Genomic DNA, 25,196 nt, shown 5'->3' with positions numbered 1-25,196 from the left:
TAAAAAAATAAGAGTGGGACAGGCTGCATGGCGCATGCCGCGATTGAACTGGCCGCAATCGAACTGATTGGCATCAACAAGAGTTTTGGCGCCGTGCGCGCCAACCGCGACATCAACCTGGAAATCGCGCGCGGCACCATCCACGGCATCGTCGGCGAGAACGGCGCCGGCAAGTCGACGCTGATGTCGATTCTGTATGGCTTCTACCAGGCCGACAGCGGCGAGATCCGCGTCGGCGGCAAGCCGGCATCGATAAGCACGCCCAACGATGCGATCGCGCTCGGCATCGGCATGGTGCACCAGCATTTCATGCTGGTCGACAATTTCTCGGTCCTGGAGAACGTCATCCTGGGCGCCGAAAGCGACGCCTTGCTGAAGAAAAGCATCGCCAAGGCGCGTTCCGAACTGGAGCGGCTGGAGCGTGAATACGGCCTCGAGGTCGATCCCGACGCCATCGTCGAGGAATTGCCGGTCGGCCTGCAGCAGCGCGTCGAGATCCTCAAGGCGCTCTATCGCGGCGCCGAGATCCTGATCCTCGACGAGCCGACGGGCGTGCTGACGCCGGCCGAGGCCGACCACCTCTTCCGCATCCTCAAGCAATTGAAGGAGCAGGGAAAGACGGTGGTGCTGATCACCCACAAATTGCGCGAGATCATGGCCATCACCGACACGGTTTCGGTGATGCGCCAGGGCACGATGGTGGCGACCAGGGAAACGAAGAAGACCACCGTCGCGGAACTGGCCGAGCTGATGGTCGGGCGCCGCGTGCTCTTGCGGGTGGAGAAGGGCGAAGCGGAAGCCGGCGCGGTAAAACTCGCGGTCAAGAACCTGACGGTCAAGGATTCCCGCGGCGTCACCATGGTCGACGACATCTCCTTCGACCTGCGCGCCGGCGAGATCGTCGGCATCGCCGGTGTCGCCGGCAACGGCCAGTCCGAACTGCTCGAGGCGATCTCCGGCATCAGGCACGCCGTTTCCGGTTCGGTGATGCTCGAGGGCAAGCCGATCGATCTCACCGGCAAGGCCGATCCCGGCGAACTGCGCGACCGCGGCCTCGCCCATGTGCCTGAGGATCGCCATCATGTCGGGCTGGTGCTGGCCTTCGAGGAGAACGAGAATTCCATCCTCGGCTATCATGACGATCCCCGCTACCTCAGAGGACCCTTCCTCAACATCGATGCCATCGTTGCCGATGCCAAGGACAAGATCGAGAAATACGACATCCGCCCCGGCAATCCTCGGCTGAAGACGGCCAACTTCTCCGGCGGCAACCAGCAGAAGATCGTGCTCGCGCGCGAAATCGAACAGGACCCCGGCGTTCTCATCGTCGGCCAGCCGACGCGCGGCGTCGACGTCGGCGCCATCGAGTTCATCCACAAGCGCCTGATCGCCATGCGCGACCAGGGCAAGGCCGTGCTGGTCGTGTCGGTCGAGCTCGATGAGATCCGCTCGCTCTCCGACCGCATCCTGGTCATGTTTGCCGGCCGCATCGTCGGCGAACGCGGGCCGGAGGCGAGCGAGGGCGAGCTCGGCCTGCTGATGGCGGGTGTTGAGCGCCAGGAGGCGGCGCAATGAGCACGCCCTATGCCAAATTGCCGGCCTGGGCCGACTATGGGCTGATCCCGCTGATCAATCTGTCTGTGGCCTTCATCGTCGCGGGCTTCGTCGTGCTTCTGGTCGGCGAGAACCCGTTCCGTGCCGCCGTCATCCTGGTCGAGGGCGCTTTCGGCAAGGGAACAGGTATCGCCTTCACCCTCTTCTATGCCACCACCTTCATCTTCACCGGGCTTTCGGTGGCGGTGGCAGCGCATTGCGGCCTGTTCAACATCGGCACCGAGGGGCAGGCCTACATCGCCGGCCTTGGCATCGCCATCGTCTGTCTCTCCTTCGACAGCGTGCTGCCATGGTGGCTGACATTTCCGCTGGCCATCGTGGCTTCGGCGGCCGTGGGCGCCTTGTGGGCGCTGATCCCCGCCTATCTGCAGGCCAGGCGCGGCTCGCACATCGTCATCACCACCATCATGTTCAACTTCATCGCCGCTTCGATCATGGTCTACCTGCTGGTGGGCCCCTTGAAGCCGCCAGCCTCGCAGGCGCCGCAGACGCGCAATTTCCTCGCCGGCGCGGAATTGCCGAAGCTCAACTGGGTCATCGAGCTGTTCGGCGCCAAGATCCGCTCGGCACCGCTCAACATCTCCTTCCTGCTCGCGCTGCTCATGGCCTTCCTGGTCTGGCTGCTGATCTGGCGCACCAAGCTCGGCTATGAGATGCGTACCTACGGCCACAGCCCAAAGGCGGCGCGCTATGCCGGCATTTCGGAAACCCGCATCATCATCACCGCCATGATGATCTCGGGCGCGCTCGCCGGCATGATGGCGCTCAATCCGGTGATGGGCGACCAGCACAATGTCGCGATCGACTTCGTCAGCGGCGCCGGTTTCGTCGGCATCGCCGTGGCGCTGATGGGTCGCCTGCACCCTGTCGGCATCGTGCTGGCGGCCATCCTGTTTGGCATGCTCTACCAGGGCGGCGCCGAACTCGCCTTCGAGATGCCTGCGATCAGCCGCGACATGATCGTGATCATTCAAGGGTTGGTCATCCTGTTCGCCGGTGCTCTCGAACACATGTTCAGGCCTTACATCCAGGCGCTGTTCGCCTCGCTCAGCCCGAGGTCGGTCGGCATGGAAGCGGTCAAGGGAAAAGGCGCCTGAATGGACACCTTCAACGCGATCGTCCAGACGCTGGATTCCACCATCCGCCTCTCGGTGCCGCTGCTGCTCGCCTGCCTGGCCGGCCTCTATTCGGAACGCGCCGGCATCTTCGACATCGGCCTCGAAGGCAAGATGCTGGTCGGCGCCTTCGCCGGTGCGGCGGCGGCCTCCGTGTTCCATTCGGCCTTTCTCGGTCTCGGCATGGCGGTCGTGATCTCGGTCGCGTTCGCCATGATCCACGGCTTCGCCTCGATCACCCATCGCGGCAACCAGATCGTCTCCGGCGTGGCGATCAATTTCATCGCCGCCGGATCGACCATCATCCTTGGCCAGGCATGGTTTCAGCAGGGCGGGCGCACCCCGGCGCTGCAGCCGGGCGAGCGGTTCGAAGCGATCATCTGGCCCGGCGCCGAAGCTGTCCGAGGCGTGCCGATCCTCGGGCCGATCTACGCGGAACTGATCTCCGGCCATTCCATACTGGTCTATCTCGCCTTCGCGATGGTGCCTTTCACCTGGTGGGTGCTGTTTCGCACGCGCTTTGGGCTGCGGCTGCGCGCGGTCGGCGAAAACCCGGCCGCCGTGGACACCGCCGGCATCTCGGTCGCCTGGCTGCGCTACAGGGCGCTGATCTGCACCGGCATCCTGACCGGCGTCGCCGGCGCCTATCTGTCAATGGTGCAGAATGGCGGCTTCGTGAAGGACATGACCGCCGGCAAGGGCTACATCGCGCTGGCCGCATTGATCTTTGCCAAGTGGAAGCCGGTCAACGCCATGTTCGCCTGCCTGCTGTTCGGCTTCCTCGACGCCCTGTCGATCCGCCTGCAAGGCTCGCCGCTGCCGCTCATCGGCAAGGTGCCGGTGCAGTTCATGCAGGCCCTGCCCTATATTCTCACCGTCATCCTGCTCGCCGGTTTCATCGGCAAGGCGATCCCGCCGCGCGCCGGCGGCGTGCCCTATGTCAAGGAACGCTGAGGATCGAGGGCGCGACGCAAAAGGCGCGCCGGCTTATGGACAAGATCATCGGAGAGAACACCGAAATGTCGCATGAATTGTTCGAAGCGGCGAAGGCTGCCATGGCCAAGGCCTATGCCCCCTATTCGAAATTTCCGGTCGGTGCCGCACTTCGCACCGAGGACGGGCGCGTCTTCACAGGCGCTAACATCGAGGTTGCTTCCTATCCCGAAGGCTGGTGCGCCGAGACGACGGCGCTCGGCCATTATATCATGGGCGGCGGCGGCAAGATCATGGAAATCGCCGTCCTTGCCGAGCGCATGGCCAAATGCTCGCCTTGCGGCGGCTGCAGGCAGCGGCTGGCCGAATTCTGCCGTCCGGAAACGAAACTCTATCTCTGCGACAATGCCGGCGTCGCCGAGACCGTGACCATGGACGACATGCTGCCTTACGGCTTTCGCGGCGACATGCTGAAATGAAGGAAGCGCTCGACCATCTGATCGAACGGCTGGACGGCCTGGCGCCGACCACGGCGCTGGTGCTGGGGTCTGGCCTGGGAGGGCTGGTCAGCCAGGTCGAGAACCCGATCCGTGTTTCCTATGCCGATCTGCCCGGCTTTCCCAGAAGCGGCGTGTCCGGCCATGCCGGAGAGGTGGTGGTCGGGCTGTTTGCCGGCACGCCGGTGCTGATGCTGTCGGGCCGCGCCCACTATTACGAGCACGGCAACGCGGCGGCGATGCGGCCGGTGCTGGAGGTGCTTGCCGGCACCGGCATCACCAAGCTGATCCTCACCAATGCCGCCGGCTCGGTCGATCCGGAGATGGGGCCGGGTTCGGTGATGCTGATATCGGACCACATCAATTTCTCCGGCACCAACCCGCTGATCGGCGAGCCGAGCGACCGCCGTTTCGTCGGCCTGACCGAAGCCTACGATGCCGGCATCCGCAAGGCGATCGAACAGGCGGCAAAGGCGACCGGCACGGCGCTGCACAAGGGCGTCTACATGTGGTTCTCCGGCCCGTGCTTCGAAACGCCGGCCGAGATCCGCATGGCGCGCATCATGGGCGCCAACGCGGTCGGCATGTCGACCGTGCCGGAAGTCATCCTTGCCCGCTTCCTTGGCCTGCGTGTCGCCGCCTGCTCGATCATCACCAATCTTGCCGCCGGCATGACCGGAGCCGAGCTTTCGCACCAGGAGACCAAGGATATGGCCCCGGTCGGCGGCGCGCGGCTGGCGACGATCCTGAAGCGTGTGTTCCGCGACGGACTGTTGGAGAACTGATGCTTCCGCAGGAAATCATCCGCCACAAGCGTGACGGCCACAGACTGCCGGCGCGCGAAATCGCCGACTTCATCGCTGGCGTAACCGATGGCGCCGTCACCGATGGCCAGGTCGCGGCTTTCGCCATGGCGGTGTTCTTCAACGGCATGGGCCGCGACGAGGCCGTGGCGTTGACATTGGCCATGCGCGATTCCGGCGACGTGCTCGACTGGTCGGACCTGCCCGGCCCGGTCACGGACAAACATTCGACAGGCGGCGTCGGCGACAACGTCTCGCTGATGCTGGCGCCGATCGTCGCTGCCTGCGGCGCTTATGTGCCGATGATATCCGGCCGCGGCCTCGGCCACACCGGCGGCACGCTGGATAAAATGGATTCCATCCCCGGCTACGCCAGCCAGCCCGACATCGCGCTGTTTCGCAGGGCCGTGCTGGAAGCGGGTTGCGCCATCATCGGCCAGACCGCGGACCTCGCGCCGGCCGACCGCCGGCTCTATGCCATCCGTGACGTGACCGGAACCGTGGAGTCGGTGCCGCTGATCACCGCCTCGATCCTGTCGAAGAAACTGGCGGCGGGCCTGGGCTCGCTGGTGCTCGACGTCAAGGTCGGCAATGGCGCCTTCATGGAGAAGTCGCGCGACGCGACGGCGCTCGCCAACAGCCTGGTCGAAGTCGCAAGCGGCGCCGGATTAAAAGTTTCGGCGTTGATCACCGGCATGAACGAACCGCTGGCCTCGGCCGCCGGCAATGCGGTCGAGGTGCGCAACGCCGTCGATTTCCTGACCGGCCGCCTTCGCGACCGGCGCCTGGAGGATGTGACGCTGGCGCTCGCCGCCGAAATGCTGCAGGCGGCGGGTCTGGTGCCGTCCAACCAGGACGGCATGCGGCGGGCCACCGAAACGCTTGCCAGCGGCCGCGCCGCCGCCACCTTCGCGCGCATGGTGACGGTGCTCGGCGGCCCCGCCGATTTCATCGACAAGCCGGAACGATATTTGCCCGTTGCGCCAACGGAACACGCGGTGAGAGCGATCGCGGACGGCTTCGTCACCGGCATTGCCACGCGCGATATCGGCCTTGCCGTGGTCGGGCTGGGCGGCGGCCGCACCCGACCAGACGACAAGGTCGACCCGGCGGTCGGCATCACCAGGCTGTTGCCGGTCGGCGCCGAGGTTCGAGCTGGCGAGCCGCTGGCGCTGGTCCATGCCCGCTCGGTGTCCGACGCCGAAGCCGCGGCGGCAACGGTGCTTTCGGCCTATGCGATCGGCGCTTCCAAGCCGCCTGCCGACAAGTCGGTCATCCGGCGCATCCTGCCGCGTGGCTGATATGACCCAGCCCCGAACGGCCGTGCCCGCTCACTGGACAAGAAGCAGCGTGCCGTTTTCGGCCTGATATTTGCCCAGCCGATTGAGAAAGCTCATGCCGATCAAATTGGTGTGCAGCGCCTTGTCGTCGAGCACGATAGCCTGCACGTCGTTGACGGTGATGCTGCCGATCTGCAAGCGGTCGATCATCACCACCGCCGCCTTGATCGTGCCGTTGGCCGTGTTGACCTCATGACTGAAATCCGATGGGTTCAGCGACAATCCGATCCTGCGCGCCGTCGAGGTGTTGACGGCGACCAGTGTCGCTCCGGTATCGATCATGCCGTCGATCTGGCGTCCGTTCAGTTTGAAGGCCGACGAGAAATGCCCTCGCGCGTCGGCCGTGACGACAACCTTGCGGCCCATCGGCAACGGCGCCACCGGCTTGTCGGGAGCCGCTGCCAAGGCGACCTCCGGACGGGCGTCGGCCGCTGGCTTGGCCGTCACCGCCGTTTTCAGCAGGCTTTCGAACATCTGCGGATTCGACTGATAGACAATCGGGATGGATGCCGATGTACCGGCAAAGACGCTGAGGATAAGTAGCTTGCGCAGCATGGATCGGCCCCGGCGCATGACCCCGAAAATCGGGATCGATTTCGGAAAGGATCACGCGCAAATCAAAGTGCCGCAGCGTCCGACAGGACGCACGGCGCTGTCGTGAAGGCCGATCCTTAACGCCGGGATGGTGTTTGCCGTTTTAACGCCGCTCGAAACCGCGCCGTTGCGTAAACTTTCGGTAAATCACTTTGTCCCGTACATGCGGTCGCCGGCGTCGCCGAGGCCGGGCATGATGTAGCCCTTCTCGTTGAGCTGGCGATCGATGGAAGCCGTGAAGACGGGAACGTCGGGATGTGCCTTGGTGAAGCGCTCGATGCCTTCGGGCGCCGCCAGCAGGCACAGAAAGCGGATGTTGGTGGCGCCGCGCCCCTTCAGCTTGTCGATCGCCGCGATGGCGGAATTGGCGGTGGCCAGCATCGGATCGACGACGATGACCAGCCGGTCGGCGAGGTCGCTCGGCGCCTTGAAGAAATATTCGACTGCTTCCAGCGTCTCATGGTCGCGATAGAGGCCGATATGGGCGACGCGGGCCGCCGGAACCAGGTCGAGCAGGCCTTCGAGCAAGCCATTGCCGGCGCGCAGCACCGAGGCGAAGACCAGCTTCTTGCCTTCCAGCGTCGGCGCCTCCATCGTTTCGATCGGCGTTTCGATGGTCGTCGTCGTGAGTTCGAGATTGCGCGTCACCTCATAGCCGAGCAGCAGCGAGATCTCGCGCAGCAGCCGCCGGAAACCGGCCGTCGATGTCTCCTTCTTGCGCATGATGCTCAGCTTGTGCTGGACAAGCGGGTGGTCGACGACGGTGACGCCCTTCATGATGTGCTCCGACGTGGTTCGTGGTGAGTAGCCAATAGTGAGTAGTGAATAGTGAGCCGATTTGCGAGTCCCGATGCGCGCTCCGCCAAACTGCTCACTGCTGGCCACTCCCTGTCCACCCAGCCTTCATTCACCTGGCCTTCGCATCCAGCCGGCTGAGCAGCGTTGCCTTGGTCTTCCTCTCGACGAAAGCGGCCTCGATGGCCGTTCGGGTAACGGCCGCCAGCGCCTTCTCGTTCATCGAGAAATACTCGGCCGCAATGTCGTATTCGCGTTTCAGCGAGGTCCAGAAATAGGGCGGATCATCCGAGTTGAGCGTCACCTTGCAGCCGGCCGCTAGCAGGGCGGGGAACGGGTGGGCGGCGAAACTGTCGAACACTTTCAACGCAATATTGGAGCCGGGACAGCATTCCAGCACCACGCCCTCATCGGCGATGCGCCGGACAAGATCGGGGTTTTCGATGGCGCGCACGCCATGGCCGATGCGCGACGGGCGGATGTGATCGAGCGCCGCCTGGACCGTCTCCCACCCCGTCAGTTCGCCTGCGTGAACGGTAATGCCGAGCCCGGCCTCGCGGGCGATTTCGAATGCCCTGACGTAGTCCTCCATCTCGCCGACCCTCTCGTCGCCGGCGACACCGAAGCCGGTTACCAGCGGATGTCCGCAGCGCGCGGCAAAGCGCGCTGCCTGCTCGATGGACTCGACGCCGGCATGGCGCACGCCGGTGACGATCATGCGGCCCTCGATGCCGGTCTTGGCCTTGGCGCGGGCCATGCCTTCGCCGAGCGCGTCAGTATAGGCCTTGGGCGACAGGCCCGCCTTCATGGCATGATCCGGCGAGGTGAAGACCTCTGAGTAGATGGCGCCGTCACGAGCCAGGCTGGTCAGATAATGGTCAGCCAGCCGCGCATAGTCTTCCTCGGTCCGGAACAGGTCGGAGGCGAAATCATAGGCGGCGAGAAAAGAGGTGAAATCGTGCCAGACGAAAGAGCCGTTCTGGATATAGGGCGAGATGTCCTTGCCGTATTTCTGCGCCTGTCGGATGACGAGTTCCGGTGCCGCTGCCCCTTCGATGTGGCAGTGCAGTTCCGCTTTCAAAGGCATTCAAACATCCCGTCGGTCAGTCCAGGTCTCGAAACCCGCCACCTGGAAGCGCGGCTGAACACCGCGCCTTAAACAATAGCGCCCGCACCATCGATCGGCTATGGTCCCGCCGGTTTTATGACGGATCAAAAAAATGTCAGTTGAGAGAACCACGGCCGCCGGCGGCATGGAAACCTCCTATGGTTTCAAGCGTGTAGGGGCAGGCGACAAGCAGCCCCTGGTCAACGATGTTTTCCACAAGGTCGCCAACCGCTACGATCTGATGAACGACCTGATGTCGGGCGGCCTGCACCGGCTGTGGAAGGACGCCATGGTAGCCTGGCTCAATCCGCCGAAGCGGCCGGGCTGGTGCGTGCTCGATGTCGCCGGCGGCACCGGCGACATCGCCTTTCGCATCGTCGATGCCAGCCATGGGCATGCTCATGCCACCGTGCTCGACATCAACGGCTCGATGCTCGCCGTCGGTCGCGACAGGGCGCAAAAGAAAGGCATGTCCGGCAACACCGATTTCGTCGAAGCCAATGCCGAGGAACTGCCGTTCGCGGACGCCACCTTCGACGCCTACACCATCGCTTTCGGCATCCGCAACGTTCCCAGGATCGACGTCGCTCTCAGCGAAGCGTTGCGCGTGCTGAAGCCGGGCGGGCGGTTCCTGTGCCTGGAATTTTCCGAGGTCGAGATGCCGTTGCTCGACAGGGTCTATGAGGCCTGGTCGTTCAAGGCCATTCCGAAGATCGGCAAGGCCGTCACCGGCGACGGCGAGCCTTATTCCTATCTGGTCGAGTCGATCGCGAAATTCCCCAACCAGGCGAATTTTGCTTCCATGATAACCCGCGCGGGCTTCGATCGGGTCTCGTTCCGCAACTATTCCGGCGGCATCGCCGCGCTTCATTCGGGCTGGAAACTTTGAGGCAGGCCCGGGCATGAGCACCGTCAGCGCTGGATTTCGGCTCATGCGGGCCGGCTGGGTGCTTGTGCGCGAGGGCGTCGTCGCCGCTTTGCCCGGCGAGGAACTGTCCGGCCTGCCGAAATTGGGCTGGCGGCTGGCGCGGCTGTTTACCCGCCGCCGCGCGCTCGCCTATGAGCGCAGCGATCGGCTGGCCAAGGCGGTGGTCCGGCTCGGGCCGTCCTATGTCAAGCTTGGCCAGTTTCTGGCGACACGACCCGATGTCGTCGGCAACGACATGGCGCTCGATCTCGCCATGCTGCAGGACAAGATGCACACCTTCCCGACGGCCGAGGCGGTGGCGGCCATCGAGGGCTCGCTCGGGCGCAAGCTCGGCGACCTCTACACGCGGTTCGGCGACCCGGTCGCCGCGGCCTCCATCGCCCAGGTCCATGCCGCTGAAACCGTCGATGGCGGCGTCGCCAGGAAGGTAGCGGTCAAGGTGATCCGGCCGGGCGTGCGCCGCCGCTTCTTCCAGGATCTCGAAAGCTATTTCCTCGCGGCCCGCCTGCAGGAGAAATACATCCCCTCCTCACGCCGGCTGCGGCCTGTGGAGGTGACCGAGACGCTGGCGCAGACCACCAAGATCGAGATGGACCTGCGCCTCGAGGCGGCCGCGCTTTCGGAACTTGGTCAAAGCACCAGGGAGGATCCGGGCTTTCGCGTCCCTTCCGTCGACTGGGAGCGCACCGGCCGCGACGTGCTGACCATGGAATGGGTCGACGGCATCAAGATGAACGACATCGCCGGACTCGCCGCCGCTGGACACGATCTGAGGGCAATCGCGGCCAACCTCATCCAGTCGTTCTTGCGCCATACGCTGCGCGACGGCTTCTTTCACGCCGACATGCATCCGGGCAACCTGTTCGTCGAGGCTGATGGCACGATCGTCGCGGTCGATCTCGGCATTGCCGGCAGGCTCGGCAAGAAGGAGCGCCGGTTCCTCGCCGAAATCCTCTACGGCTTCATCACGCGCGACTATCTGCGCGTCGCCGAGGTTCATTTCGAGGCCGGCTACGTGCCGCGCCAGCACAATGTCGCGGCCTTCGCCCAGGCGATCCGCGCCATCGGCGAGCCGATCCATGGCCAGCCGGCCGAGACCATTTCCATGGCCAAGCTTCTGACGCTGCTGTTCGAGGTGACCGAACTCTTCGACATGGCGACGCGGCCCGAACTGATCCTCCTGCAGAAAACCATGGTGGTGGTCGAGGGCGTGGCGCGCACGCTCGATCCGGCCTTCAACATGTGGAAGACCGCCGAACCCGTGGTCAGCGGCTGGATATCAGGAAATCTCGGGCCAAGCGGCCTGCTGGCCGACGCCCGCGACGGCGGCAAGGCGATGCTGACGCTGATCCGCCAAGCCCCCGAGTTGGCAGCGCGCACCGAGCGGCTGTCGCGCGAGATCGACCTGATGGCCGAGCATGGCCTGCGCTTCGACGAGGCGACGGCCCGTGCCATCGGCAAGGCCGAAGCGCGCTACAACCGCTCCGGCCGCGTGGCGCTTTGGGTGATAGCCCTGACGCTGGTCTATATAGCCTGGAAGCTGCTCTGAGTGACTGCAATGACAGCGATGCTGTCATTGCAGTCGAAAGGCGGGATAGCTATATTGTGCGCAGGAGTGCGACTATGGCCAGGATTACTGTCCGGAATCTGGAAGATCATGTCATGCAGCGATTGCGTGAACGCGGTGCCGCGCGCGGCGTTTCCATGGAGCAGGAGGCGCGGGATGTGCTCGCGGCATCAGTTGGGCTTCCGACCACGAAAGGCTTCGATGGCGGACGCCTGACATTTAAGGACGAGGCCAAGGCTCAACCAATGGCAGGCAGGCAAAGTTAGCCATGGGTACCCTGACCATTCGCAATCTCGACGAGGATTTGAAACAAAGACTGCGCGAGCGGGCTGCCCGTCATGGTGTGTCGATGGAGCAGGAGGCAAGAAGTCTGCTGCTCAAGGAAGTGGCGCCCACCTTCAAAGGTGCCGAGGATTTCGTTACGGCGGAGGAGATCCTCGAATTCGGCCGGCAGCTGCAAAAAGTAGATTTTGATCAGAAGAAACTCGCTGATGATCTCTGGTCCTCCATGACCCTCTCCGGCAAGCGCATCCTGCTCATCATCGGCGGCGGCATCGCCGCCTACAAGGCACTCGACCTGATCCGCCGTCTGCGTGAAAGGGGTGCGGCGGTGCGCGTGGTCATGACGTCGGCTGCGCGGGAATTCGTCACCACGCTGTCGGCCGGTGCGCTCTCGGCAGACCATGTCTTTACCGATCTCTTCGATCGCAATGACGAGCACGATGTCGGCCATATCAGGCTATCGCGCGAGGCCGATCTGCTAGTCGTGGCGCCCGCCACCGCCGACCTGATGGCCAAGCTCGCCAACGGCCACGCCAATGATCTTGCCTCCACCGTGCTCCTGGCCACCGACAAGCCGGTGCTGATGGCGCCGGCCATGAACCCCAGGATGTGGGCGCATCCGGCGACGCGGCGCAATCGTGCGGCGCTGCACAAGGATGGCATCACCTTCGTTGGCCCCGCCAAAGGCGAGATGGCCGAGAGCAACGAGGCTGGCGAAGGCCGCATGGCCGAGCCGCTGGAGATCGTCGCCGCCATCGAGGCGCTGCTCGATACCGGATCCAAGCCGCTGGCCGGCAAGAAGATCATCGTCACGTCAGGCCCGACGCACGAGCCGATCGACCCCGTTCGCTACATCGCCAACCGATCGTCGGGAAAGCAGGGCCATGCCATTGCGGCGGCATTGGCCAGGCTCGGCGCCGACGTGAGGCTGGTCTCCGGTCCCGTCAGCATCGCCGATCCGGCTGGCGTGAAGACCATCCACATCGAGCGGGCGCAGGAGATGCGCGATGCCGTGGAACAGCTTCTACCGGCCGATGCGGCGGTATTCGTCGCCGCCGTCGCCGATTGGCGCGCCGACAGCCCGGCCGGCGAGAAGATCAAGAAGGCACCGGGGGAAGGCCCGCCGGTGCTGCGCATGATCGAGAACCCCGACATCCTTGCGGGCGTCGGGCATCACAGGCGGCGGCCGGCGCTGGTAGTCGGCTTCGCCGCCGAGACGCAGGACCTTTTGCGCAACGCCGAAGCCAAGCTGAGGAAGAAGGGCGCCGACTTCATTGTCGCCAACGACGTGTCGCAGACCAGCGGCGTCGGTCCGTCCGGTGTGATGGGCGGCGACCGCAACCGTGTTCGCATCGTCTCGAAGGCCGGCGTCGAGGAATGGCCCGAGATGAGCAAGGACGAAGTCGCGGCCCGGCTCGCCACCCTGATCGCAGAACGGCTGAAAACGATCGTGGTTTGACGAGCTGGATCGTCGGAATTCCGCAAAAACAAAGGTTTAGCGCGGGCTGGCGATTCTATCGAACGCTGAACGTGTTAGTCGGCAAGAAGCTCCGCGGTCCGTGCAAGCGCACTGCCGAAGCCATTGAGCGGAATGGAGAAGCTAACCGCTTGCCCCGTATCCGCCGCGAAGGCATCGACCTTCAAGGTGGTGCCCGCCTTGAGCACGGGGACGACCTTGGCATCGAACGCCACCGGCACCAGGCAGCCGACCGCCTGGCAGGTGTTGAACTGCAGGCTGCCGTCCAGCTTCTGGTCGTCGATCGTCAGGCTGACGCCCTTGGCGAGCGCCAGGCCGAACGGCAAGGCGAGCGTGCCGGTCGCGTCTTCGCCCGTCCTGCTCGACAGCTCTATCGCCAGCAGGCGCTGGTTGCTTTGCTTGTTGAACTGCTGATGTGACAGGCTGCATGCCTTGGCCGCGCCCGATATCTGGCAGTTGACCGCCCAGTCGCCATGGGTTTCGGAGAGGGCCGATGCGCCGCCGGGCAGCTGTGGCTGGTTGGCGGCGGGCGCGGCCGCCGCTTTGTCGCCTTTTGTCTGCGCCGCCGTGGCCGGAAGACCGGCGATGCAGGCAGCCGCCAGCATCGCCAGCAGATACGCATGCTTCCTCATAAGGACCCCTTTTTGCCCGGCTCCATCCCTGAGCCAGCTGGAAGCTGATCCTGAGGGACGCACTGTCGGCGTTCTGTTTGACCGTTTCCTCGAAGGCGCCGTTGCATCCGACGGACATGCCGACGCCGTTGACGCCATGGAATTCGAGGCCAGCGTCAACCCGATAGAGCGGTGAATCGACCGCTTCCGTCAAGTGCGATGCGGGCGGCGGGGCAGATTCTCCTCCGCCGCGAAGGGGGCGCGATCACGCGATTTCCTGTTAATCGGCACTCTGGCGTGGCACGAGGGGACAAACGCACTATATGTAGAGTGAATTCTGTTTGTGCGGGAATGAGCAGATGTTGGCGCTTCGGCCATCAACGGTTTTCATGACGGCGGCATTGGCAGCCTCGACGCTGGCGGGCATCTGTCTGCCTGCTTCCGCGCAGGTGCTCATTCCCTCCGTCGACAACAACGCGTTGATCCAGCAGAACGATCTGCAGGCCTTGCAAAACCGTGTCCAGCGGCAGCAGTTTCAGCAACAGCAGCAACAGAATCGGGCTCAGGACCGGGTGATCGTGCAACAGCCGCCGCCCATCGTGCCGCGGGTCAGGCCGAACTGCCAGACCCAGATAATCGGCAACACCGCCGTAAGCACCTGCCGCTGAGGCGGGCTTCCCTTTTATTTAGCCGACTTACATGGTAGGGGCGTTCCGGTGCCCTTGCGGCAGTTTGGGTTTTGCAACGACACCGCGTCACGGTATGGGCACTGCACCGACTGGATTTTACGAATGGCAGCCACCAAGAAAAAGGCCGTGCGCAAGGCCAAGAAGGGCGAGACGATCCGCCAGGTCGCGGCTATCCCTTTTCGGCTGGACCAGCGCGGCGACATCGAGGTGATGCTGGTCACCTCGCGCACCACCAGGCGCTTCATCGTACCCAAGGGCTGGCCGATGAAAGGCAAGAGCGGACGCAAGGCGGCCACCATCGAGGCGCAGGAAGAAGCGGGCGTGCTCGGCAAGACCCTGAAGCAGCCAGCGGGCACCTATTCCTATTGGAAGCGGCTGGCCAACCGGTTCGTGCGCGTCGATGTCATCGTCTATCTGTTGGAAGTAACGCAAGAGCTCGCCGACTGGCAGGAAGCCAAACGGCGGCAACGGGCCTGGCTGGCGCCGGCCGATGCGGCCATGCTCATCGACGAACCCGAACTTTCGACGCTGGTAAGGACCTTGAAGCTTCCCCAGCCGGCACAAATCGGCCCTACGTAAAGGCCTCACGCCCCGGCGCCGTCCTCTTCGGGGAGCGGTCGCACTGGCGTCCCGGCATAGGCCCACAGCCATTCGCGTGGCAGCGGACCTTTGTTCCGCTCGGCTTGCTGGGATTGTTCCCAGGCATGCGCCAGGATGCCGACCGAGCGCGACAGCACGAAAAGCCCCCGCGTCAGCGGTGGCGGAAAGCCGAGCTCGCCGTAAATGACGGCGGTCGCGCCATCGATGTTGAGCGGTATCTTTTTGCCCTTGCGCCGCGCTACCTCCGCCTCGATCGCCTCGGCGATATCGGCGAAGCGGCCATGGATCACGCCGCGCGCGGCAAACTCCCGAGTCAGTTCCATCAGGCGCGGCGCGCGCGGGTCGACCGGATGGAAGCGATGGCCCAGCCCCGGCACGTAGCCCTTTTCCCCGGCAAAGAACCGGTCAAGACGCCCCGAGACAGCCTCTTTCAGCGTCGTGCCGCCATCGAGCGCCGCGGCAATGTCGCCATAGAAGGCAAGCGCCTGCTCGCCGGCGCCGCCATGGACGTCGCCAAGCACGTTGATGGCCGAAGCCATGGCGCTGTTGATGCCGACACCGCAGGTCGCCGCCATGCGGGCGATGGCGATCGACGGCGCCTGCGGCCCGTGGTCGACTGCGGCGCCCAGCGCAATGCCGAGCAGCGCGGCCTGTTCCTCGCTGGGCAATTCGCCGCGCAGCATCAGCCAGATGACAGCCGGGAAGCTGACGCGGCCGATCAGGTCCTGGATTTCATAGCCGCGCAGCCGGATGACGCCCGGCCGCATTTCGATAATGCCGGTCTGCCACCACTCCTCTGCACGCTCGCGGCCCGTCTTTTGCTCACTCATATCGTCTTTTGCTCGTTCATGTGAGTGCCTTTGTCTTCGCTCGCGGCGACAGGCCGGCGAAAACCTCGTCCATGTGCTCGCCCAGGGCCGGTGGCGGGGAGGCCGGCAATGGAGCCGTGCCATCGACCATGAAGCCGCCGCGCAGAACCGTCAGCGGTCTCTCCATGTCAGCCACGCCGTCGAAAGCCCTGGTCATCTGGCGCTCCAGCACCTGCGGTTCGGCCAGCACTTGCGGGATCGTCAGCACCCTGCCCGCCGGCACCCCGGCGCGGTTCAGTTTTTCTTCCCACGCAGCCGCCGGGCCATTCGCCAGGGCCCCCTCGATCTCGATCTTCAGCGCCGCACGGTTCCGCTTGCGCGTCTCGCGCTCGGCAAAGCGTGGATCCGACGCCAGCTCCGGCCGTTCGATAAGCCGGCAAAGCGTTACGAACTGCTCCTGCTTGTTGGCGGCGATGTTGAGCAGACCGTCGCCGGTGCGAAAGGCGCCCGACGGTGCCGCCGTCATGTTCTCATTGCCCATCGGCTTGGGATCGACCCCGGCCGTCAGATAGTTGGAAACCGGCCAGCCAAGCGCCGACAATGTGCATTCAAGCATCGACACGTCGAGAAAAGCACCCTCGCCGCTCGTCTTCTGCCTTACCAGCGCCGAGACGATGGCGAAGGCCCCGACCAGTCCGCCCAGCGTGTCGGCGACGGGATAGCCGACCCGCAAGGGTGCCGTCTCCGGCGTGCCGGTGATGCTCATAATGCCCGAAAGGCCTTGGATGATCTGGTCATAGGCCGGATTGTCGCGCATCGGCCCGGTCTGGCCGAAGCCCGATATCGCGCAGTAGACAAGGTTGGGGCGGACCGCCTTCAGCGCCTCGTAGCCGAGGCCAAGCCGGCCCATGACGCCGGGGCGGAAGTTTTCCACCAGCGCATCGGCGCTGGCGACCAGGTCGAGGAAGCGTTCGCGCTCGGCTTCCTTCTTGAGGTCGAGCACGACGGAGCGTTTGCCGGCATTCTGAGCCAGGAACGAAGCGCCCATGCCGGCCTGGTTGAGTTCCGGCGAACCGCCGAGCTGTCGCGCCAGGTCGCCGCCTTGCGGCGCCTCGACCTTGATGACGTCGGCGCCGAGCAGCGCCAACTGGTAGGCGCAGTAGGGCCCGGCCAGGACGTTGGTCAGGTCGAGCACGCGAATGCCGGAAAGCAGGTCTGTCATGTCACTTCAAATCGATCAGGCATCGCCCGGCACATGCTCCGGCCCCCGCAATCGGCGGCGTTCGATGTAGGCCCAGATATGCGGCCCGACCAGGCCGATGAAGGCCAGCGTCAGCAGGGTCAGCGACAGCGGGTGCTTGTAGAACACCGACCAGTCGCCGTTCGAGATCGTCATGGCGCGGCGGAATTGGGTTTCGGCGAGCGGTCCCAGGATCATGCCGATGATGACGGGCGCGGTCGGGAAATCGAAGCGCCGCATCAGGAAGCCGGCAGCACCCAGGAGATAGAGGATGGCGAGGTCGATCGGCGACTGCGAAATGCCGTAGGTGCCGACGGTGGCGAAAACCAGGATGCCGGCATAGAGCTGCGGCGCCGGGATCTTCAGCAGCCGCACCCAAAGCCCGATCAGCGGCAGATTGAGGATGACGAGAATGACGTTGGCGATGAACAGGCTGGCGATCAGTCCCCAGACCAGGTTGCCTTGTGTCGTCAGAAGCAGCGGGCCTGGATTGATGCCGTAGCTCTGGAAGGCCGAAAGCATGATTGCCGCCGTCGCCGAGGTCGGCAGCCCGAGCGTCAGCATCGGCACCAGCACGCCGGCAGCCGAGGCATTGTTGGCGGCCTCCGGACCGGCTACGCCCTCGATGGCGCCAACCGTGCCGAATTCCTGCTTGTGCTTCGAAAGCTTCTTTTCGATGGCATAGGACAGGAAGGTCGGGATCTCGGCGCCGCCGGCCGGCATGGCGCCGATCGGGAAGCCGATCGCGGCGCCGCGCAACCAGGGCTTCCACGAGCGCCTCCATTCGGCCGCCGTCATATAGAGCGAGCCCTTCAGCGGCACGATCTCGTCCTTGCCGGCATAACGGCGCGAGGCCATGTAGAGCGTCTCACCGACGGCGAACAGGCCGACGGCGGCGATGATGACGTCGACGCCGTCGAGCAGTTCGGTCATGCCGAAGGTGAAGCGCGGCTGGCCGGTCTGCAGGTCGACCCCGATCATGCCGATAACAAAGCCGGCGAACAGGCTGGTCAAGCCGCGCACCGAGGACGAGCCGAGCACCGCCGAAACCGTGATGAAGGCCAGCACCATCAGCGAGAAATATTCGGCCGGGCCGAAGGCCAGCGCGAACCTGACCACGATAGGCGCCAGGAAGGCGACGCCCAGCGTGCCGAGAGTGCCGGCGACGAAGGAGCCGATCGCCGAGGTGGCAAGTGCGGCGCCGCCGCGCCCGGACCGGGCCATCTTGTTGCCTTCCAGCGCGGTGACGATGGTAGCGCTTTCGCCTGGCGTGTTGAGCAGGATCGAGGTCGTCGAGCCGCCATACATGGCCCCGTAATAGATGCCGGCAAACAGGATGAAGGAGGCCTCCGGCGCAACCTGGTAGGTGATCGGCAGAAGCAGCGCGATGGTCAGCGCCGGTCCGAGGCCGGGCAGCACGCCGATGGCGGTGCCAAGCGTGGTGCCGAGCAGGCACCACAGAAGGTTGACCGGAGTGAAGGCGACGGCGAAACCGTGTGCCAGATGGCCTAGCGTTTCCATGGCGTCAGCCCCTCAGCGTGCTGGTGAACGCATCGATTACCGTATTCAGCTGGTTCTCGATGAAACCGGCGCCGATATTGACGCCGAGCGCCCTGGCGAAGCCGAAATAGGCGGCCAGCGCCAGCACGAGGCCAGTGAGCGCATCGCGCAGCGTATGCCGGCTGCCGAAGCCGTAGCAGACCAGAACGAACATGATGACGGATGCCGCGGTGAAGCCGAGCGGCTGGATCAGGAGCAGGTTGGCGACAAGGCCGATGACGACGAAGCCCATCGCCTTCCAGTCGGTCGGCGTCTCCTTTTCCTCCTCCGGCTGCCAGCCGCCGCGCAGTGCGGCGACGATGAGCAGGAGCGAAAGAACCACCAGGCCGAACATGGTGAGGTAGGGAAAGACGGTCGGGCCGACCTTGGAGTAGAGCGGCGACACCGGGATCGCCAAGGTCTGCCAGGCGACCGCCCCGGCACAGGCCAGAAGCCCGATGCCGATCAGCAGTTCGGGTACGGCAAGGCGCGAGGACGCAGCCTGCTGGTCGCTGGTGCTCATGAATGTCCTCCCAAGACAGCCGGCGTCTCACAGCCGGCTTTTATCCTATTTTTATCCCCGGTGGATCGCATGTCCATGCGAACGGCGGGAGGAAAAAGGGCGGACCATGGACCCGCCCCCTTCAGGGAAATCAGGCGAGCCCGAGATCCTTGAGGATGGCTTCGATGCGAGCCGTATCCTCGGCAAGGAACTTCGCATAGTCGTCGCCGGTGAGCAGGATGGGCGTCCAGTTGCGGTTCTTGCATTCCGTGGCCCAGGCATCGCTCTTGGCCATGGTCTCGACCAGCGTGATCATCGCCGCCTTATCGGTATCGGAGACGCCGGGGGGTGCGAAGACGCCGCGCCAGTTGAACAGTTCGACGTCGATGCCGGCTTCCTTCAGCGTTGGCGCATCGATGCCCTCCTGCCGCTTGTCGGCGGAAATGGCGAGCAGCCTGAGCGCCCCGGCCTTGACCTGTTCGGAGAACTCGCCAAAGCCGGAAATGCCCGCCGCCACCTGGTTGCCGAGCAGCGCTGACAGCGCCTCGCCGCCGCCCGCGAACGGCACGTAGGACAGGTTTGTCGCCGGCACGCCCGCCGTCTTGGCGATCAGGCCGAACAGGATATGGTCCGAACCGCCGGCCGAGCCGCCGGCGACGGGAACCTTCGTCGGATCCTCTTTAAGCGCGGCGACGAAGTCGGCGGCCGTCTTGAACGGCGAGGCCGCCGGCACCACCAGCGCTTCGAACTCGCCGGTGAGCCGGGCGATCGGCGTGACCTGCGTCAAATTATTGGCAGCCTTGTTGGCGATGATGGCGCCGACCATGACCATGCCGCCAACCATCAGCGAATTGCCCTTGCCGTTCCATTGACTGATGAATTGCGGCAGCCCGACCGTGCCGCCGGCGCCGCCGACATTGGTGATCTGCGAGCCGGAGATCAGCTTCTCGCTGCGCAGCACCTGGTCCATCGTGCGCGCGGTCTGGTCCCAGCCGCCACCGGGCGCCGCCGGCACGAAAATCTGGATCTGTGGCGTGCCTTGGGCAAAGGCGGGAGAAAGACGCGACGCCACCAGCCCGGCGGCCCCCGCGGCAGCGGTGCTCATCAAAAATTTGCGTCTGTTCAGCATGGGATTCCTCCAAATCACGACACCTCCTCCGGTGCCCGCCAAAAACGCGCCTGAAACCAGACCCGTGCTTGAGTTCAAGCAGACTTTACCGCGTTCCGTCAACAGGAACGATATTCTGCTGGACAGAATGCTTGAGCTGCGCGACACAATCGCGCCGCTCGACCTTTGTTCGACTGGGAACCAATGAATTCGGCAGGCAAACCAGCTGGCATCGAAATCCGGAGCGCGTCAGCCGACGGTGTTGCCGCGCTTGACCGGGCCATTGCCATCCTCGATGCATTCACCACGGCGGACCGCTCGCTCAGCCTTTCCGAGATCGCGGCCCGAACCGGCCTCTATAAGAGCACCATTCTGCGGCTGGCCAATTCGCTTTTGCGCGGACAATTGCTCGAACGCCTGGACGACGGACGCTACCGCATCGGACCGGCCAGCTTCCGGCTCGGCGCGCTCTATCAGCGGTCGGTCGTGGCGGTCGACATCCTGCTGCCGATCATGCGCGATCTCTGCGAGCTAAGCTGGGAAAGCGTTGCGTTCTATGTCCGGTCGGGAGACGTGCGCACCTGTCTCTATCGCGTCGAGTCCAAGCATCCTATCCGCTATACGATCCGCGAGGGTGACGTCCTGCCGTTGCTGGTGGGCTCCGGCGGGCGTGTGCTGGCGGCGTTTTCCGGACAGCCGGGCGAACCGTACGAAACCATCCGCAAGACCTGCAACTGCCTCGCCATCGGCGACCGCGACCCGCAGACGGCGGGCGTCTCGGCGCCGGTGTTCGGGCCTGGGCGGGTTCTGCTCGGCGCCTTGACCCTGGCCGGCCCGAGCACACGCGTCGACGCGGCCTTCCTGCGGCGCATGCGGCGGCCGCTGCTCGAGGCGGCGGCCAGTGCCACCCGCGCCTTCGGCGAGGATGCCTCGATGCTCGATGAAGCGGCTCGCGAAGCCGCGGTGCAAACGGATAATGCCAGTCCCGGCGCGGTTATCAGGAGCAGACGGCGTTCTCGGATCATTTCGACGCCTTTGCGGAACGACCGCTAATGCATGCCGCCCAAAGGGACCTCGGCTTTGGGAGAACGACGTAAAACAAGAAAGCTAGGCGCAGCGCATGAATCCGTTTCGACGCCGCGCGCTTTAGGCACTTGGCGAGTGCTCAGGCCAACCGCTCCAGCAGGATGGTCGGGGTTTCGTGATAGATGGTCCGCGCCACCTCCCGGTAGCCGCACTTCGTCGCCACGTTCAAGGAAGCGGTGTTTTCGGGGTCGATGATGCAGACGGTTTTGCCACGTCCGAAGGTCTCGTCGCCCCAGCCAAGCACGCGGCTGACGATCTCGGTGGCGAGGCCGGCGCCGTGGGCGGCCGGAGCGAGCGCCCACCCGGCCTCCGGAATGCCCTCTATCGGCGGCTCCATATCGCGCTTGAGGTCGTGAAACCCGGCCTCACCGACGAAACGGCCCGTCGCCTTGTCCTCGATCGCCCAGAAACCGTAGCCGAGCAGCGACCAGAGCCCGGCGTGACGCAGGAAGCGCATCCAGCTCTCTTCTCGCGTGCGCGGCCTGCCGCCGATGAAGCGGGTGACGACCGGATCGGCCCACATGGCGACATAGGCGTCGAAATCCTCCAGCCGGTGCGCTCGCAGGATGGCGCGCGTCGTTTCGATAATCGGAACGCCGCTTGTGTCGTGATGGTTCATGGGTCGCCCTCGCTCAAACCTGCAAAGCACCTAGCAAATCACCGGCCGCGAGCAAGGGCCAGGCCGGGCGGATCATCTTCCAGACAGACGGCGCGCGCTTGGCGTGCCCCGATCCAGCCGGGACAGTCGTTCCTCCGATGGTCCGGCCGCCTCATGGATCGCAATTCAGAACGGTTGCGGATATCAGCACTTTGCCATTTGAGTACGATTGCAATCTGTTAGCCTGCCCTAGTTGTACCCGTGCAGCCGGTGTCGAGGAGAACTCCGCGCAGCGGTTGAAGATTTAAGCTCTGGGAGGAAATCACGATGAGAAGATTTGTCGCCGCTCTGGCTGCCGCCGTGGCCGTCACGCTTTATCCGGTCGCCGCAGGCGCGCAAACCTATCCCGAACGCACCATCACCGTCGTGGTGCCGTTTGCGGCCGGCGGCCCGACCGACACGGTCACGCGTCTTGTCGCGGAAGCTATGTCCAAGGATCTCGGCCAGCAGGTCATCGTCGAGAATGTCGGCGGCGCCGGTGGCACGCTGGGCGCTGGCCGCGTCGCGAAGGCCGAGCCGGACGGTTACACCCTGCTCCTCCATCACATCGGCATGGCCACCAGTGCCACACTCTACCGAAAGCTCGCCTACGACACGCTGAACGCCTTCGAATATGTCGGCCTCGTCACCGAGGTGCCAATGACCATCGTTGGCCGAAAGGACCTCGAGCCGGCCGATTTGAAGGGATTGGTCGAGTACGCCAAGGCCAACAAGGATAGCGTCACCGTAGCCAATGCCGGCATAGGTGCTGCCTCGCATCTCTGCGGCATGCTGTTCATGAGCGCTATCAAGACGCCGCTGGTCACCGTCCCCTACAAGGGCACCGGCCCGGCCATGACCGATCTCCTCGGCGGCCAGGTCGACATCATGTGCGACCAGACGACCAACACCACCAAGCAGATCCAGGGCGGCACGATCAAGGCTTACGCCGTCACCTCGCCGGAGCGCCTCGATGTGCTGCCCGATGTCCCGACGACGACGGAAGCCGGCCTTCCCGACGTGCAGGTCAGCATCTGGCACGGTCTTTATGCCCCCAAGGGCACTCCGGCGGAGATCACCGAACGGCTGTCGAAATCCCTGCAGGTCGCGCTGAAGGACGAGAACGTCGCCGCCCGCTTCGCCGAGCTCGGCACCAGGCCGTCGCCGCAGGCCGACGCGACGCCGGCCGCGCTGAAGGCCAAGCTGGAAAACGAGATCGTTCGCTGGAAGCCGATCATCGAAGCCGCCGGCCAGTACGCCGACTGAGGTTTGAACGGGGCGCCGCCGGCGCCCCGTTCTCGCTTCGGTATCGTCGCGCGCCCGCAGCCTGGGAGGAATGTCATGAAGGCTTTCGCAATCGACAGGACGAACGGCATATGCGCTGCGCTGTTCATCGTTTTCGGCGCATTTTTCGCGTTGCAGTCGCTCGGCCTGGAAATCGGCACCGCCTTCCGCATGGGGCCGGGCTATTTCCCGCTGGTGCTGGCGATCGTGCTGATCCTGCTTGGCCTCGTCATCCTCTTCCAGGCGGTGCGATTCGAGGGCGATCCGATCGGCTACATTGCGTGGCGCGGCTCGCTGTTCATCCTTCCCGCTCCGATCTTCTTCGGCCTGACGGTGCGCGGCCTCGGCTTCATTCCGTCAATCTTCCTGACGGCGCTGATCGCATCGTTCGCCAGCGGCCGCATGAAACCGCTGACCGCGTTCGTGCTGTCGACCGGCCTGACCCTGTTTGCATTTTTCGTCTTCAGCTACGCACTCGGCCTTCCGTTCCGGCGCTTTGGCCCATGGCTGCCATTGTGAGGAGATGAGCATGGAGCTCCTCGACAATCTGGCGCTCGGCTTTTCGACCGCTTCATCGCTGACGAACCTTGGTTTCTGCCTGATCGGCGTCCTTCTTGGCACGCTGATCGGCGTCCTGCCCGGGATCGGCGCCACCGCGACCATCGCCATGCTCTTGCCGATCACCTTTCAGATCGGCGACCCGGTTTCCTCCCTCATCATGCTCGCCGGCATCTATTACGGTGCGCAATATGGCGGCTCGACCACAGCCATTCTCATCAACATGCCCGGCGAATCGTCCTCGGCCGTCACGGCGATCGACGGCTATCAGATGGCCAGGAACGGCCGCGCCGGCGCGGCACTCGCGATCGCGGCGATCGGTTCGTTCTTCGCCGGCACGGTGTCGACCTTCCTCGTCGCCATCTTCGCCCCGCCGCTGACCTCGATCGCGCTGGAATTCGGCGCGGCCGAATATTTTTCGCTGATGGTCGTCGGCCTCGTCTCGTCGGTCGCGCTTGCGCACGGTTCGATCGTCAAGGCGCTGGCGATGGTCGTGCTCGGTCTGTTGCTCGGCATTGTCGGCACCGATATCTACACCGGCACGCCGCGCTTCACGCTCGGTATCCCCGAATATGCCGACGGGCTGAATTTCGTCGCCGTGGCGGTCGGCGTCTTCGGCATCGCCGAGATCCTTCGCAACCTCGAAAACGAGCATGAGCGCTCGGTGATGATCCGAAAGGTTTCCGGCCTCATGCCCACCCGCGACGACTTCAGGCGCATGGCGGCGCCCATCGTGCGCGGAACGATCATCGGTTCAGCGCTCGGCATCCTGCCGGGAGGCGGCGCGATCCTCGCGGCCTTTGCCTCCTACACGGTCGAAAAGCGCGTATCGAAAAACCCCGAAGAATTCGGCAAGGGCGCGATCGCAGGTGTCGCCGGGCCGGAATCGGCCAACAATGCCGGTGCGCAGACCTCCTTCATCCCCATGCTGACGCTCGGCATTCCAGCCAATCCGGTCATGGCGCTGATGATCGGCGCGATGATCATCCAGGGCATCGTGCCCGGCCCGAATGTCGCGACCGAACAGCCGGCGCTTTTCTGGGGCATCATCGCCTCCATGTGGATCGGCAACCTGATGCTGATCGTCCTGAACTTGCCGCTGATCGGGCTCTGGGTGAAGCTGCTTACGATCCCCTATTACGTGCTTTTCCCGATCATCATGGCGTTCTGCTCGATCGGCGTTTACAGCGTCAACACCAATGTCTACGACCTCTACGCCGTCGCCTTTTTCGGCTTCCTCGGCTATCTCCTGACCAAACTGCGCTGCGAACCCGCGCCCCTGCTGCTCGGCTTCGTGCTTGGCCCCCTGCTTGAGGAAAATCTCCGCCGGGCCATGATTCTGTCGCGTGGCGATCCCAGCGCCTTCGTGACGAGACCGATCAGCGCCGGCCTGCTCCTCATCGCGCTCGCCGTGCTCGTCATCGTCTTCCTGCCCGCGGTCAAGAAGAAGCGCGAAGAGGTGTTTGTGGAGGAGAGTTAA

Annotated in this window: 26 protein-coding genes; 16 read left to right on the top strand and 10 right to left on the bottom strand. The window is 64.4% G+C overall.

Annotation, left to right across the window (positions count from 1 at the left end; translation table 11 throughout):
* The first annotated feature begins 42 nt into the window (after positions 1–42).
* The 6 genes from FJ490_RS23750 (at position 43) to deoA (ending at position 6,263) form a co-directional block, all read left to right on the top strand.
* Positions 43–1,575: an ABC transporter ATP-binding protein gene (locus tag FJ490_RS23750; protein ID WP_140513932.1), complete on the top strand. Its 1,533-nt coding sequence runs from the start codon at positions 43–45 to the stop codon at positions 1,573–1,575.
* Positions 1,572–2,711, top strand: a complete 1,140-nt coding sequence (locus FJ490_RS23745) for an ABC transporter permease (protein ID WP_140665027.1) — start codon at positions 1,572–1,574, stop codon at positions 2,709–2,711. Before FJ490_RS23750 ends, FJ490_RS23745 begins: the two co-directional genes overlap by 4 nt.
* The gene (locus FJ490_RS23740) at positions 2,712–3,683 is read left to right on the top strand and encodes an ABC transporter permease (protein ID WP_140665024.1); all 972 of its coding nucleotides are present in this window, start codon (positions 2,712–2,714) and stop codon (positions 3,681–3,683) included.
* A gap of 65 nt (positions 3,684–3,748) precedes the next feature.
* Positions 3,749–4,141: a cytidine deaminase gene (gene cdd / locus FJ490_RS23735; protein WP_140665035.1), complete on the top strand. Its 393-nt coding sequence runs from the start codon at positions 3,749–3,751 to the stop codon at positions 4,139–4,141.
* A complete protein-coding gene (locus FJ490_RS23730; protein ID WP_140496360.1) occupies positions 4,138–4,944 on the top strand; it encodes a purine-nucleoside phosphorylase in 807 nt (268 codons plus the stop codon). The genes cdd and FJ490_RS23730 overlap by 4 nt, the downstream gene beginning before the upstream one ends.
* The gene (gene deoA, locus FJ490_RS23725; protein ID WP_140729234.1) at positions 4,944–6,263 is read left to right on the top strand and encodes a thymidine phosphorylase; all 1,320 of its coding nucleotides are present in this window, start codon (positions 4,944–4,946) and stop codon (positions 6,261–6,263) included. Before FJ490_RS23730 ends, deoA begins: the two co-directional genes overlap by 1 nt.
* 30 nt (positions 6,264–6,293) lie before the next feature.
* On the opposite strand, the gene FJ490_RS23720 is transcribed toward deoA, so the two are convergent.
* The 3 genes from FJ490_RS23720 to FJ490_RS23710 form a co-directional block, all read right to left on the bottom strand.
* On the bottom strand, positions 6,294–6,857 hold the full coding sequence (locus FJ490_RS23720) for a TIGR02281 family clan AA aspartic protease (RefSeq protein WP_140496364.1): 564 nt from the start codon (positions 6,855–6,857) through the stop codon (positions 6,294–6,296).
* 186 nt (positions 6,858–7,043) lie between these two features.
* Complete coding sequence (upp, locus tag FJ490_RS23715; protein ID WP_140496366.1) at positions 7,044–7,673, bottom strand: uracil phosphoribosyltransferase; 630 nt, start codon at positions 7,671–7,673, stop codon at positions 7,044–7,046.
* A 130-nt stretch (positions 7,674–7,803) separates the two neighbouring features.
* Entirely contained in the window at positions 7,804–8,778 is a 975-nt protein-coding gene (locus FJ490_RS23710; protein ID WP_140729235.1) for an adenosine deaminase, read from the bottom strand.
* Between the two features lie 133 nt (positions 8,779–8,911).
* On the opposite strand from FJ490_RS23710, the gene ubiE reads away from it, so the two are divergent.
* From ubiE to coaBC, 4 genes are all read left to right on the top strand, one after another.
* Positions 8,912–9,688, top strand: coding sequence for a bifunctional demethylmenaquinone methyltransferase/2-methoxy-6-polyprenyl-1,4-benzoquinol methylase UbiE (gene ubiE, locus FJ490_RS23705; RefSeq protein WP_140522478.1), 777 nt, complete (start codon positions 8,912–8,914; stop codon positions 9,686–9,688).
* A 13-nt stretch (positions 9,689–9,701) separates the two neighbouring features.
* Complete coding sequence (ubiB, locus tag FJ490_RS23700; protein WP_140496372.1) at positions 9,702–11,276, top strand: 2-polyprenylphenol 6-hydroxylase; 1,575 nt, start codon at positions 9,702–9,704, stop codon at positions 11,274–11,276.
* Positions 11,277–11,350: 74 nt separating this feature from the next.
* On the top strand, positions 11,351–11,560 hold the full coding sequence (locus FJ490_RS23695) for a hypothetical protein (protein ID WP_140632976.1): 210 nt from the start codon (positions 11,351–11,353) through the stop codon (positions 11,558–11,560).
* Positions 11,561–11,562: 2 nt separating this feature from the next.
* Positions 11,563–13,035: a bifunctional phosphopantothenoylcysteine decarboxylase/phosphopantothenate--cysteine ligase CoaBC gene (gene coaBC / locus FJ490_RS23690; protein WP_210239491.1), complete on the top strand. Its 1,473-nt coding sequence runs from the start codon at positions 11,563–11,565 to the stop codon at positions 13,033–13,035.
* Positions 13,036–13,109: 74 nt separating this feature from the next.
* Here coaBC and FJ490_RS23685 read toward each other — a convergent pair whose 3' ends face one another.
* Positions 13,110–13,685, bottom strand: coding sequence for an invasion associated locus B family protein (locus FJ490_RS23685; protein WP_140729236.1), 576 nt, complete (start codon positions 13,683–13,685; stop codon positions 13,110–13,112).
* Positions 13,686–14,053: 368 nt separating this feature from the next.
* Here FJ490_RS23685 and FJ490_RS23680 point away from each other — a divergent pair, with 368 nt between their 5' ends.
* Together FJ490_RS23680 and FJ490_RS23675 are read left to right on the top strand one after the other, a co-directional pair.
* Positions 14,054–14,332 (top strand): hypothetical protein, encoded by a 279-nt coding sequence (locus tag FJ490_RS23680; RefSeq protein ID WP_224557047.1) that lies wholly within the window; start codon positions 14,054–14,056, stop codon positions 14,330–14,332.
* 123 nt (positions 14,333–14,455) lie between these two features.
* Positions 14,456–14,932, top strand: coding sequence for an NUDIX hydrolase (locus FJ490_RS23675; RefSeq protein ID WP_140496381.1), 477 nt, complete (start codon positions 14,456–14,458; stop codon positions 14,930–14,932).
* Positions 14,933–14,937: 5 nt separating this feature from the next.
* Here the strand turns inward: FJ490_RS23675 and FJ490_RS23670 are convergent, their stop codons facing one another.
* The 5 genes from FJ490_RS23670 to FJ490_RS23650 all read right to left on the bottom strand — a co-directional run bounded on the left by FJ490_RS23670 (position 14,938) and on the right by FJ490_RS23650 (position 20,172).
* Positions 14,938–15,783: a citryl-CoA lyase gene (locus FJ490_RS23670; protein ID WP_140560259.1), complete on the bottom strand. Its 846-nt coding sequence runs from the start codon at positions 15,781–15,783 to the stop codon at positions 14,938–14,940.
* Positions 15,784–15,799: 16 nt separating this feature from the next.
* Positions 15,800–16,984 (bottom strand): CoA transferase, encoded by a 1,185-nt coding sequence (locus tag FJ490_RS23665; protein WP_140560258.1) that lies wholly within the window; start codon positions 16,982–16,984, stop codon positions 15,800–15,802.
* 15 nt (positions 16,985–16,999) lie between these two features.
* Positions 17,000–18,523 (bottom strand): tripartite tricarboxylate transporter permease, encoded by a 1,524-nt coding sequence (locus tag FJ490_RS23660; protein WP_140556474.1) that lies wholly within the window; start codon positions 18,521–18,523, stop codon positions 17,000–17,002.
* Positions 18,524–18,527: 4 nt separating this feature from the next.
* Positions 18,528–19,064, bottom strand: a complete 537-nt coding sequence (locus tag FJ490_RS23655; protein ID WP_140513745.1) for a tripartite tricarboxylate transporter TctB family protein — start codon at positions 19,062–19,064, stop codon at positions 18,528–18,530.
* A 130-nt stretch (positions 19,065–19,194) separates the two neighbouring features.
* Positions 19,195–20,172, bottom strand: coding sequence for a tripartite tricarboxylate transporter substrate-binding protein (locus FJ490_RS23650; protein ID WP_140513746.1), 978 nt, complete (start codon positions 20,170–20,172; stop codon positions 19,195–19,197).
* 183 nt (positions 20,173–20,355) lie between these two features.
* Here FJ490_RS23650 and FJ490_RS23645 point away from each other — a divergent pair, with 183 nt between their 5' ends.
* Positions 20,356–21,204 carry an IclR family transcriptional regulator gene (locus FJ490_RS23645; RefSeq protein ID WP_224684736.1) on the top strand — a complete coding sequence of 283 codons (849 nt, stop codon included), beginning with the start codon at positions 20,356–20,358 and terminating at the stop codon, positions 21,202–21,204.
* 112 nt (positions 21,205–21,316) lie between these two features.
* Here FJ490_RS23645 and FJ490_RS23640 read toward each other — a convergent pair whose 3' ends face one another.
* Complete coding sequence (locus tag FJ490_RS23640; protein WP_140560257.1) at positions 21,317–21,856, bottom strand: GNAT family N-acetyltransferase; 540 nt, start codon at positions 21,854–21,856, stop codon at positions 21,317–21,319.
* Between the two features lie 306 nt (positions 21,857–22,162).
* Here FJ490_RS23640 and FJ490_RS23635 point away from each other — a divergent pair, with 306 nt between their 5' ends.
* From FJ490_RS23635 to FJ490_RS23625, 3 genes are all read left to right on the top strand, one after another.
* A complete protein-coding gene (locus tag FJ490_RS23635) occupies positions 22,163–23,140 on the top strand; it encodes a tripartite tricarboxylate transporter substrate-binding protein (RefSeq protein ID WP_140729237.1) in 978 nt (325 codons plus the stop codon).
* 75 nt (positions 23,141–23,215) lie between these two features.
* On the top strand, positions 23,216–23,677 hold the full coding sequence (locus FJ490_RS23630) for a tripartite tricarboxylate transporter TctB family protein (protein ID WP_140560255.1): 462 nt from the start codon (positions 23,216–23,218) through the stop codon (positions 23,675–23,677).
* Positions 23,678–23,687: 10 nt separating this feature from the next.
* A complete protein-coding gene (locus tag FJ490_RS23625) occupies positions 23,688–25,196 on the top strand; it encodes a tripartite tricarboxylate transporter permease (protein ID WP_140513750.1) in 1,509 nt (502 codons plus the stop codon).

Origin of the sequence: Mesorhizobium sp. B2-5-11, assembly GCF_006440835.1 — a bacterium.
In the GTDB taxonomy this organism is placed as follows: domain Bacteria; phylum Pseudomonadota; class Alphaproteobacteria; order Rhizobiales; family Rhizobiaceae; genus Mesorhizobium.
The sequence above is the reverse complement of the archived record's forward strand: the minus strand, read 5'-3'. Positions and strand labels throughout refer to the sequence as shown.